At 69.1% G+C, this 11,410-nt stretch carries 8 protein-coding genes; 3 read left to right on the forward strand and 5 right to left on the reverse strand.

The annotated features are described in order from the left end of the window. Window positions 1-39: 39 nt before the first annotated feature. The gene (locus HBK84_RS00240) at window positions 40-372 is read left to right on the forward strand and encodes a cupin domain-containing protein (protein WP_085108234.1); all 333 of its coding nucleotides are present in this window, start codon (window positions 40-42) and stop codon (window positions 370-372) included. On the opposite strand, the gene nadC is transcribed toward HBK84_RS00240, so the two are convergent. Genes nadC through HBK84_RS00260 form a run of 4 tightly spaced genes read right to left on the reverse strand, consistent with a single transcriptional unit; the run spans window position 369 to window position 5,063 of the window. Further along, on the reverse strand, window positions 369-1,268 hold the full coding sequence (gene nadC / locus HBK84_RS00245; RefSeq protein WP_167317881.1) for a carboxylating nicotinate-nucleotide diphosphorylase: 900 nt from the start codon (window positions 1,266-1,268) through the stop codon (window positions 369-371). The genes HBK84_RS00240 and nadC overlap by 4 nt on opposite strands. Further along, window positions 1,246-3,024, reverse strand: a complete 1,779-nt coding sequence (locus HBK84_RS00250) for an L-aspartate oxidase (RefSeq protein ID WP_167317882.1) — start codon at window positions 3,022-3,024, stop codon at window positions 1,246-1,248. Before HBK84_RS00250 ends, nadC begins: the two co-directional genes overlap by 23 nt. Window positions 3,025-3,027: 3 nt before the next feature. Beyond that, entirely contained in the window at window positions 3,028-4,359 is a 1,332-nt protein-coding gene (nadA, locus tag HBK84_RS00255; RefSeq protein WP_167317883.1) for a quinolinate synthase NadA, read from the reverse strand. Then, window positions 4,356-5,063: an NUDIX domain-containing protein gene (locus HBK84_RS00260; RefSeq protein ID WP_144997529.1), complete on the reverse strand. Its 708-nt coding sequence runs from the start codon at window positions 5,061-5,063 to the stop codon at window positions 4,356-4,358. The genes nadA and HBK84_RS00260 overlap by 4 nt, the downstream gene beginning before the upstream one ends. Window positions 5,064-5,736: 673 nt before the next feature. Between HBK84_RS00260 and HBK84_RS00265 the strand changes: the two genes are divergently transcribed. Then, a complete protein-coding gene (locus tag HBK84_RS00265; RefSeq protein WP_206069168.1) occupies window positions 5,737-8,094 on the forward strand; it encodes an AAA family ATPase in 2,358 nt (785 codons plus the stop codon). A gap of 6 nt (window positions 8,095-8,100) precedes the next feature. Here the strand turns inward: HBK84_RS00265 and HBK84_RS00270 are convergent, their stop codons facing one another. Further along, the gene (locus tag HBK84_RS00270) at window positions 8,101-9,531 is read right to left on the reverse strand and encodes an amino acid permease (RefSeq protein ID WP_167317884.1); all 1,431 of its coding nucleotides are present in this window, start codon (window positions 9,529-9,531) and stop codon (window positions 8,101-8,103) included. 288 nt (window positions 9,532-9,819) lie between these two features. On the opposite strand from HBK84_RS00270, the gene HBK84_RS00275 reads away from it, so the two are divergent. Continuing rightward, window positions 9,820-11,379, forward strand: a complete 1,560-nt coding sequence (locus HBK84_RS00275) for an AbgT family transporter (protein WP_167317885.1) — start codon at window positions 9,820-9,822, stop codon at window positions 11,377-11,379. Window positions 11,380-11,410: the final 31 nt, after the last annotated feature.

Below are 11,410 nucleotides of genomic sequence, written 5' to 3' on the forward strand. Positions count from 1 at the left end.
GCCCGTGACGGGCGATGAGCCGGACTGTAAAGATGGACCATGGAAGAAAACACGCTGACCACCATTGCCCAGGACATGCTCACCGAGGCGCGCGAGGCGTCCAGCGGGCGTTCCGCCCACCACCTCAACGGCGGCCGCGAGCACACGCTGCAGCAGACCATGATCGCGCTGGCCGAGGGCCAAGACCTCAAGGAACACGAGAACCCGGGCGAGGCCACGATCCAGGTGATCACGGGCCGGGTGGAGCTCGTCGCCGGCGACGAATCCGTGCAGCTCGGTCCTGCCCAGTACGCCGTGATCCCGCAGCAGCGTCACTCCCTGCACGCGCACGAGGACTCCGTGGTGCTGCTGACGCTCGTGAACAAGGGCTAGTCCACGGCCACGTCCAGACCCAGGTCCAATGCGCGCACCGAATGGGTGAGCGCGCCCACGGAGATGACGTCCACGCCGGTGGAGGCCACCCTGCCGATGGTCTCCAGCGTGATGCCACCGGACGCCTCCACGATGGCGCGACCGTCCACCACGGCCACGCCGCTGATCAGGTCCGAGTGGGCGAAGTTGTCCAGCATGATGGTGTCCACCCCGCCGGCCAGGACGTCCTCGATCTGATCGAGCCGGTCCACCTCCACCTCAATGTGCGTGGTGTGCGGCAGCTTCTTGCGCAGTTCGCGCAGCGCGTGGGTCACGGAGGTACCGTCCGCGGTGAGCACGGCCAGGTGGTTGTCCTTGAGCATCACGGCGTCCGAGAGGCCGAATCGATGATTGTGGCCGCCGCCGCACGTCACCGCGTGCTTCTCCAGCGCTCGTAGTCCGGGGGTGGTCTTGCGGGTGTCGGTCACGCGGGTGCGCGTGATGGTCCCGGCGGGCAGGTTGTTGGCGCGTTCGACCTCCGCCACGGCCTTCTCGACCTCGGCCACATACCGGGCGGTGAGCGTCGCGATCCCGGACATCCGCTGCACGAGGTTCAGCACGCTGCGTTCGGCGCTCAGCAGTGGTCGCGCCGGGCCGGTGATGGTCGCGATGGCGGTTCCGGGGGTCAGCGGGTCACCATCGCATACGTGGAGCGTGACCTCCAGGCCCGGGTCCGCCGTGGCGAAGCCGGTCCGGATGATCTCTTCTCCCGCGAAAATTCCTGCTTCCCGCGAGGTGATCGTGGTGGTGGCGGTCGCCGCGGCAGGGATCACGAGCTCGGAGGTGATGTCACCCCACGGCGCATCCTCGGCCAGGCTCGCACGCATCACGACTTCAACGGCTGAGCGAGTCAGCATGGTCTGTCCTTTCGGGGGTGGGTGCTGCGGATCCGGAGGCGATCCATGCGGTGCTCGTGGCCAGGCGGGGGTCGGTGGCCGGATGGTCCACGCGCTGATGGGCCCCGCGGGATTCGGTGCGAGCCAACGAGGCGCATACGAGCGCGTGCCCCACGGTCAGGAGGTTCCGGTCCTCCGCTTCAGCCAGGGTTCCAGGGGCCGCCGCCGTATCCTCCTCGTCCGACGACGACGCCGCGAGCCAGCCTTCCAGCCGCGCCTTCGCCCGTTCAAGGCCCTCGGCGGCGCGGAACACCCCGGCGCCCTGCCACATGGCTTGCTGCAGGCCAGCGCGGGAGAACGGTTCGGCGCCGGCCGAGTCCGTCGAGGACGGTTCCCTTCCCGTGGAATACGGCCTGGTGCTGAGCAGCGGGTCGTTTCGGTCTGCCAGGCGGGGCCGGACGTGGGCCGTTGCCTCATCGAGCACGCACGGCTCCGGTTCGCTGCAGAGGGCCACGGGCGACGCGTCCGCGGGTTCCCCCGGACCGGCGAGCAGTTCGCCGATCCTGCGGCCGAGGACCGTAGCTTCCAGCAGGGAATTCGAGGCCAGGCGGTTGGCCCCGTGCATGCCGGTGCGGGCACATTCCCCGGCGGCCCACAGTCCGGGAACAGTGGTGCGGCCCAGCGCATCGGTGGCGATGCCACCCATGAGGTAGTGCGCGGCGGGGCTCACGGGGACCCACTCGGTGGACCAGTCGATGCCTCGCCTCGTGAGTTCGGCGTGGATGGAGGGGAACCGGCGGGCCAGGAACTCGGCGCGGGTCAGCCCGGGCGGGACGGGGATCGTGGAGCAGTCCAGGTATGCGGCGCCGTCGTCGGATGCCGTGCGCGCCGCGAAGACCGCGCGCGCCACCACGTCCCGGGGAGCGAGTTCCGCGCGGGGGTCCACATCGGTCATGAAGCGGTGGCCGTGCTGATCGCGCAGTACCGCTCCCTCACCGCGGACCGCCTCGGAGATCAGGAACGAACCCGGAGCGGCCATTGCGGTGGGGTGGAATTGGAAGAACTCCAGGTCACGCACCTGGGCACCAGCGCGCAGGGCCAGTGCGATGCCGTCCCCGGTGGCCACCTGGGGATTGGTCGTCCACGGATACAGCTGACCCGCGCCGCCCGTGGCGAGCACCACGTGGTCCGCGGGGAGGAACTCCTCGTCGCCCAGCTCTCCGCCGCGGAGAACCGGGCGGACGGTGCAGCCCACGACCCGGTCACCGACCACGATGACGTCCGTGACCAGGGTGTATTCGCGCAGACGGATATGTCCCCCGTGGGCCATCTCGCGTGACCGAGCGGACAGGGCATCCTGGATCGCGTGCCCCGTGGCGTCGCCCCCGGCATGCAGGATGCGCGAGATGCTGTGCGCAGCCTCCAGGCCCTGCACCCACGGGGAGTCGGGGCCGGCCACGTGGTCGAAGGCGACGCCGTGGTCTGTGAGGTCGCGAACAGCCGCGGCGGAGTCCCGGACGACCCCGTGCACCACCAGCGGATCACACAAGCCCGCACCGGCCACCAGGGTGTCCTGGACGTGCAGCCGTACCGAATCCGCGGGGTTTCCGCCGGGGAGGGAGCCGGTCATCGCGGCCATCCCACCTTGGGCGCGATCGGTCGCGGTGTGGGTGAGGGCGGCCTTGGTGACCACGGTGACGCGGGCACCGGCCTCCGCCGCGGACAAGGCCGCGCTGAGACCGGCGACCCCGGTGCCGATGACCAGGACGTCAGTCATGACTCACGCCCTCGGGACGGCGGCGAGCATGCGTTCGAGAGCCACGGACGCCTCCCGTGCGACGTCCTCGGCCACGGACACCTGATTGATCACGCGACCGGCCACGAGTTCCTCCAGGACCCACGCGAGGTAGCCCGGGTGGATGCGGTACATCGTGGAGCACGGGCAGATCACGGGATCCAGGCAGAAGATCGTGTGCTCGGGATGCTCCGCGGCCAAACGGTTGACCATGTTGATCTCGGTACCGATCGCGAACGTCTGCCCCGGCTCCGCGGCCTCCACGGCCTTGCGGATGTGGTCGGTGGAGCCCGAGGAATCGGCGGCGTCCACGACCTCCATGGGGGACTCGGGGTGCACGATCACGGTGCAGCCGGGGTATTCCGCGCGGGCCTTCTCGATCTGGCCCACCGTGAAGCGCTTGTGGACGGAGCAGAAGCCGTGCCACAGGATCACGCGGGAATCCTGGAGGACCTGCGCGGTGTTGCCGCCCAGCTCCCTGCGGGGATCCCACAGGGGCATGTGCTCCAGCGGCACACCCATGGCCTTGGCGGTGTTGCGACCCAGGTGCTGGTCCGGGAAGAACAGCACGCGCTGGCCGCGGCCGAAGGCCCAGTCCAGCACGGTCCGCGCGTTCGAGGACGTGCACACGATTCCGCCGTTGCGACCGCAGAACGCCTTGAGCGCGGCGGACGAGTTCATGTAGGTCACGGGGATCACGGAGGCGAGCGGCTCGCCGTCCTCGCCCATGATCGTCCGGCCGTGGGCGTCCGTGGCGTGGGGGCCGAACACGTCCATGAGATCCGCCCAGCACTCCTCCACGGAATCCGCGTCCGCCATGTCCGCCATGGAGCACCCCGCAGCGGGATTGGGAAGGATCACGGACTGGCCGCCCCGGGAGAGGATGTCCGCCGTCTCGGCCATGAAGTGCACACCGCAGAACACGATGGCTTCCGCCTCCGGGTGCGCCTTGGCCTGCTGCGCGAGCTGGAACGAATCACCGATGAAGTCCGCGTGCTTGACCACTTCGTCCCGCTGGTAGAAGTGCCCCATGACGACGGCGCGCTCACCCAGAGTCTTCTTGGCCGCCGTGATCATGGCGTCCAGTTCCTCGGGGGAGGCATCCCGGTAGCGCTGCGGAATAGTGGGCTGCGCGGGGGAGCCGGCCGGAGCGGCGTCGTCCTGGGAAGCACCCGGGCCGTAACCCGCCGAGAGCGGGGCGGGGAACTCCCACGGGTCCTGGGTGAGAGCGGCGTTGCACGAACCGCCCTCAAGGGTCGCCGCGGTGCCGGATGGGCGGGTGGGTAGCAGCGTGAGTCGGGTGGCCACGGAGGTCATGGGGTCTCCTCGGTACGGTCTGACGGGGATGGGCGGAAGAGTCCGGGCGGTTCGGCCGCCGCGAAGCGGTACAGCGTGGGAGGGCGGTGCCGGGCGCCGGCGAGGCGCTCGCCGGTGTCTCGGAGCTGGCCGGAGGACAGGACGTGGCGCCGGAAATTGGAGGGATCCAGGGCTTTGCTGATGATGGCTTCGTGCACCTCGCGCAGGGCCGCGATCGTGAACGTCTCCGGCAGGAACGCCCGGGCCACGGTTGGCTCGGCGATGCGACCGCGCAGGTGTTCCAGGGCGTGGGCCACGATGAGTGAGTGGTCGAACGCGAGGTCCGGCAGGTCGGTGACGCGCAGCCACGTGACGTTGAGGTCGTTCTCGCCCATCGCGGCCTCGTGCGGCGGGAGGGAGGCCCAGTAGACCACGGTGACCTGGCGTTCTTCGGCCCCGGCGGAGCGGGTCAGCCCGCCGAACGTGGCCAGTTGTTCCAGGTGGGTGGGGGCCAACCCGGTGGTCAGGGTGAGGCTGCGCAGGGCGGAGTCCTCGAGATCTTCAGTGGATCGCAATGGACCGCCCGGCAAAGCCCACATGCCGCGGTAGGGATCGCGAATCCGGCGGACCAGGGGTAACCACAGCTCGTGGGCACTGTTCTCGCCCGTGGGGCGGACCGTGAAGATCACCGTGGACACGGCCAGCAGCACGCGCTGATCGGTCATGGCGGCTCCCCGGTCTTCGACGCCCCGCGGGGCCGGATCGTTAGTGTCAAGATGACTCTAACTTGCTAAAGTCGTTATGACCATAAGTACGACGGGATACTTCACCCAGCAGGGAGCAGGTCGGTCCACCGAGCGGGGGTCCCGTTCCCCGGGGATGCCAGGAGACCATCGGGGTGCGGGAGCGTGTCGGCGGGCCCGGCTTGCCGCGCGCCGTCGCCGACGCCGTCGGGGCGAGGGGTCGAACGCTCGGGATGCCTGCTACCGTGTGCCGTCGCGGTTGCCGTCGTCCCCCACGGCCGTCGAGTCCGTCGCATTGGAGGTGGCCCCGCCGCGGCGTAGCTAACGTCCAGGTCCGAGTGTTCGACGCCGGCCCGGGAGAGGATCTCGCGACCGCAGCGGACTGCTTCGGCAACCGTTCCGCCGTTGGCCACCACGGCGGCGGTGATCCGTGCCGCGAAATCCACGGCGAGCACGTCCGTCCCGGGGCCGTGGGACTGGGATGTGTGCTGGGTGCTCACGGGTGGACCGTCGTCGGGCTCGCGGGTGGTGGATGTGGTGGGTGTTGCTGATGGTGGGGGCCGCTGGTCAGCCTCATTCAGGGCGGGGAGGCCGGACCCCGCGGTGGGCGCGGTAGGGTCACACGTGCACCGCCGCATGGAAAGGATATGCCCGGGTGAACGCGACCAATCCCTCCGAGCTGGTTCTCACCGGCGAGTTCCGGGAGGCCCTGCAGCGGCTGCACCACGGGGAGAGCGTGTTCCTCACGGGCAAGGCCGGGACCGGTAAGTCCACCCTGATCCGGGAGTTCATGGCCCACACCCGGCGCAACGTGGTGGTCGTGGCACCCACGGGTATCGCGGCGTTGAACGTGGGCGGGTACACGATCCACCGGTTGCTCTCGTTGGCCCCGGGGATGTCCCCGGAGGAGGTGCGGCGCGGGCGGTACTACCCCGGCCGGTTCGCGGCCACCCTGCGCGAGTTGCACACGCTGATCGTGGACGAGGCGTCCATGGTCCGGGCGGATCTTTTCGACTGCCTCGTGGCCGCCTTGGAACATTTCGGCCCCAAACCCGGGCGCAAGTACGGCGGTGTGCAGCTGGTGTTGGTGGGGGACCTCTACCAGTTGCCGCCCGTGGTCACCGATCACGAACGCGAGTACTTCGCGACCCGCTACTCCACCCCGTACTTCTTCTCCGCGGACACCTACCACCGGGACGACTTCGCCACGGTGGAACTGACCACAGTGTTCCGTCAGCTCGGGGACGACCGTCTCATGGACATCCTCAATGCCGTGCGGGAGGGTGCGCTGCTCGAGGAGGCCCGCCGGGAGCTCAACGCCCGCACCGACCCGGACTTCACCCCGCCCATCGACGAGTTCTGGCTGACCCTGACCACGACCAACCGGATGGCCACGTCCCGCAACCGCGGGATGCTCGAGCAGATCCCCGAGCCGGCTGTGCACCACTCCGCGATCCTCACGGGGCAGCTGGACGGGTTCGAGATCCCCGTGGACCGGGAGCTCGTGTTCAAACGCGGCGCGCAGGTCATGATGCTCACTAACGATCCCTCCGACCGGTGGGTCAACGGCACGATCGCCAAGGTGGCCGACCACTTCTGGGAGGACGGCGAACTCATCGTGTACATCGAGCTCCCCGACGGTCACCTGGCCAAGGTCGAACCCAACCTGTGGGAGGTGACGCGGCCCGCCGTCGAACACGGAACGCTGCGCCACGACGTGATCGGGACGTACACGCAGCTGCCGTTCCGCCTTGCGTGGGCGGTGACCATCCACAAGAGCCAGGGGCAGACGCTCGACAATGTGGTGGTGGACCTGACCGGGGGCACGTTCGCCGACGGCCAGTTGTACGTGGCGCTGAGTCGCTGCACGTCCTTCGAGGGGCTCGTGCTGCGGCGCAACGTGTTGCCGCGCGATCTCAAGGTCGATCAGCGCATTCGCCGCTTCCTGCGCTCGGGGTCCCGGGACGCGGACACGAGCAAGGGCAACGTGTACCTGGGCATCTGCAGCGTGGGGGACGTGGGCGAGCGCTGGAGGCCCCGGCCCGTGGAGCTCGCCCTGGTCACGGACGACGGCCTGGAGCTGAGCACCCTGGTCAACCCCACGCGGGACATGGGGGACGCGCGCAGCGCATACGGGATCACCGCGGGCCAGGTCCAGCTCGCGCCCCTGCTCACGGACGCGTGGGCCGCGCTCGCCCCGCACCTCGCGGGTCGCGTCCCCGTGGGCGCGGACATCGACCGCCAGCTCGGGTACCTCGATCACGAGCTCAAACGCACGGGGTACGTCACGCACATGCCCCTGGGGTACGACGTCGCCGCGGGGCGGGTCTCCGCCCAGCAGCGCCGCGGTCTCGAGGCGGCGACGGCGCTCGAACGGGCCCGCGCGGTGCGTGAGATCGCGGCTTCGTCGGGCGTCACGGAGGGGCTGGCCGATCCGTTCCCCGAAGCTCAGGACCGGTCGGGCTATCTCATGCCCCGGCCGGACGGCGTCACCGGGTTCACGGTGCGGTGCAGTGCGGACACCGCGGGGCACCCGGGTGCGGTACTCGCCGAGAAGTTGCGGGAGGCCGGGGAGCGTGGGCGGCTCTCTGCGCAGAGCCTCGCGGTGGTGCGCGCCGTGGAGGAGCACACGGGTGAGTACATCCTGGGCGGGTCGGCCGATGCGGCTCAGGGGATCGAGGCCGTCCTGGTGCCGGGTGCGCGGATCTGTTTCACCGGAACGGTGATCGGCCCCGACGGGCGGGAGGTCTACCGGGAGGACCTCGAGGACATGGCCGTGGAGCGCGGGCTGCAGCCGGTGGCCAACGTGACCAAGACCCGCTGCGACGTCCTGGTCACCGCGGAGGACGGCTCGCAGTCGAACAAGGCCAAGAACGCCGCGAAGTGGGGCAAGCCGGTGTTCACCGCCCGGGAGTTCACGGCGTGGTGGCGGGGTGAGCCCGCCTCCGCCGGACCGGAGTCGGCCGCGGAAGCGGACGTGGTGATCCGCCCACTGATCGACCCGGCCGGCTGAACCGGGTTACCTGGAACCGGTGGCCACGGCATCCGTGGTGACCGCAGCGGCGTCGTCGGGCAGGACCGTGCGCTCGCGGCCCTTGCCGCGCACGAACGCGAAGAACACCGCCGTCATGATGACGAGCCACGCGAAGCCTGCGATCAGGGCGATGCGGGTGTCCGGGGTGAAGGCGAGCAGCACGATCACGAACGCCATGAACGCGAGGGCCGCGTACGTGCTCACGCGACCGCCGGGCAGGGGGTAGGAACTGCGCGGGGCGCCGGCGCGGGCGCGCTCGCGGGACATGCCCAGGTGGGAGACCAGGATCATGATCCACACCCACACGGTCGCGAACGTGGCCAGGGACGCGATGATCAGGAACACGTTCTCCGGGATCACCGCGTTGAGCACCACACCGATCAACAGCACCACGGCCATGAGCGCCACGGTGAGGGTGGGCACGCCGCTGCGGCCCACGTGGGTGAACGCGCGCGGCGCGTGACCCTGCTGCGCGAGCCCGTAGACCATGCGCCCGGAACCGAAGATGTCCGAGTTGATCGCGGAGATCGCCGCGGTGATGATCACCGCGTTGAGGATGTGGGGTGCGAACGGGATGCCCAGGGAGTCGAAGATCTGCACGAAGGGGCTGACCTCGCCGGTGACCTCGTTCCACGGGAAGAGGCTCATGAGCACGAACAGGGTCAGCACGTAGAACAGCAGGATCCGCACGGGCACCGTGTTGATCGCGGCGGGGATGGTCTTGGCGGGGATCCGGGCCTCACCGGCGGTGATGCCGATGGTCTCGATCCCGCCGAACGCGAACATCACCACGGAGAAGGACAGCAGCAGACTGGTGAACCCGTTGGGGAAGAGACCGCCGTGATCCACCAGGTTGTGCAGCCCGGGCGGGGTGTCGGAGGGGACGGCGAAGCCGAAGAGCAGGATCGCGAAACCGCCCACGATCATGAGGATGATGGCCGTGACCTTCACGACCGAGAGCCAGAACTCCAGCTCACCGAAGACCTTGACGTTGAGAAGGTTCAGCCCGGTGATCAGCAGCACGATGGCCAGCACCCAGATCCACTGGGGTGTGTCCGGGAACCAGAACTGCATGTAGATGCCGAACGCCGTGACGTCCGCGAGGGCCACGATCGCCATCTCGAACACGAACGTCCACCCTGTGATGAAACCGGCCAGGGGACCCAGGTAGCGGCCGGCGTACTGACCGAAGGACCCCGAGACGGGGTGGAGCACGGCCATCTCACCGAGCGCACGCATCACCAGGAACACCACGGCCCCGCCCACGATGTACGCGAACAGCACCGCGGGGCCCGCGGTCTGGATGGCCGAGGCCGAGCCGTAGAACAGCCCCGTCCCGATCGCCGAGCCGAGGGCCATGAAGCGGACGTGGCGCACGGTCAGTCCGCGTTTGAGGGCGGCGGGGAATTCGCTCACGGGCGGTCCTTCTCGAGGGTTACCAGGTGGTGGCCGGGGCACCGCGCACCAGGGGCGGCCGGATCCGGGCCTCTAGGAGATTACACCGGGCGCGTACCCGCCCCGGCTCGTGGGGCGGGGATGAACGGGGTGCGCGCCAGGATGCAGGTGCGCCGGCGGAACAGGACGCCGGTGTATCGGTGACAAAGGTGCGCCACGTCACCACCACTGCGCCGTAATCACGTGTCATGGCCCCGCGGTTGCGTACGTTGGGCACAGCACGACTCCGCCGGCAGAACGGAACCAGAGATGTCCTCGTCCACGCCCCGTGCCCGCTCGCACGGCACACAGAAGGGGACCGGTGGCCTGCTCCGGGCCCTGAACTGGATCGAGTGGGTGGGCAACAAGCTTCCCGACCCGTTCTGGCTGTTCCTCCTGCTCGCGGGGGTCGTGATCCTGCTCAGCTGGATCCTCTCCGCCGTGGGACTCAGCGCGGTCAACCCCGCCACGGGCGAGACGGTGGCGGTCACCAACCTGTTGGCCCCGGACGGGCTGCGCAAGATGGTCGCGGAAGCGGTCACGAACTTCGTGGAGTTCCCGCCCCTGGGGCTCGTGGTCGTGATCCTGTTGGGCGTGGCCGTGGCCGAACAGTCCGGAATGCTCTCCGCGGCGCTGCGCGGCTCGGTGTCCCGCGTGGGTCCCAAGTGGCTGACCTTCGTCCTGGCACTCACGGGCATCACGGGGTCCATCGCCTCGGACGCGATGTACGTGGTGCTGATCCCCCTGGGTGCGCTCGCGTTCAAGGCCGCCGGCCGGTCCCCGGTCGTGGGGCTCGTGGTGGCGTTCTGCTCGGTCGCGGCGGGCTTCAACGCGTCCCTGTTGCCGACGGCGTCGGACGCCCTCCTGGGTGGCATCACCACGGCCGCCGCGGGGCTGATCGACGACAGCGTGATCGTCACCCCGGTCTCCAATTACTTCTTCACCTTCGTGTCGTCGCTCGTGCTCGCGGCGATCATCACCCTGGTCACGGAGACCGTGCTCGCCAAACGCGGTGCGGCGCTCGAGGAGGACACGGATACCAAGCAGCAGAACATGGGGGACTTCGAGGACATGCGCCTGAAGCCCCGCGAGAAACGGGGTTTGCGCAACGCCGGCATCGCGTTCGCGATCATGCTCGTGATCTATCTCGCGGTCCTGCTGATCCCCGGCTCACCCCTGCGCGCGGAGGACGGTTCCGTGCTGATGTCCCCGCTGCTGCTCAACGTGGGCATCGTGATCGCGGTGATGTTCGCCGTCGTCGGCTGGATCTACGGACGGGCCGCCGGGACCATGACCGAGGCGCGACAGATCCCCGAGGCCATGGCCACGGGACTGACCACCGTGACCCCCGTGCTGGTGCTGTTCTTCGCCGCGGCCCAGTTCACCGCGTACTTCCAGTGGTCCGGGATCGGTCCCGTCCTGGCGATCTACGGCGCCGACTTCATCGGCTCGCTGGGACTGCACCCCATCCTCACGTTCACCGGGATCGTGGCGATCGTGGCCGTGATGAACCTGCTCATCACCTCGGGCTCGGCACAGTGGACCCTGCTGGCCCCGGTGATGGTGCCCATGCTCATGCTGCTCGACGTCTCACCGGAGATGACCCAGGCGTTGTTCCGGATCGGGGATTCCCCCACCAATGTGATCAGCCCCGTGAGCCCGTACTTCGCCCTGGTCCTCGGGTACCTGCGCCGTTACCAGAAGGAAGCGGGCGTGGGCACGCTCATCTCCCTGGTACTGCCGGTCTCGATCGCCATGCTCATCGGCTGGTTCCTGCTGTTCATCGGCTGGTACCTGCTGGGTCTGCCGCTGGGCCCGCAGGACCTGTGAGGCCCGGCATATCGGCCCGTACGTGAACGGC

It is taken from the genome of Kocuria sp. KD4 (assembly GCF_011769905.1).
GTDB classification, from domain to species: domain Bacteria; phylum Actinomycetota; class Actinomycetes; order Actinomycetales; family Micrococcaceae; genus Kocuria; species Kocuria marina.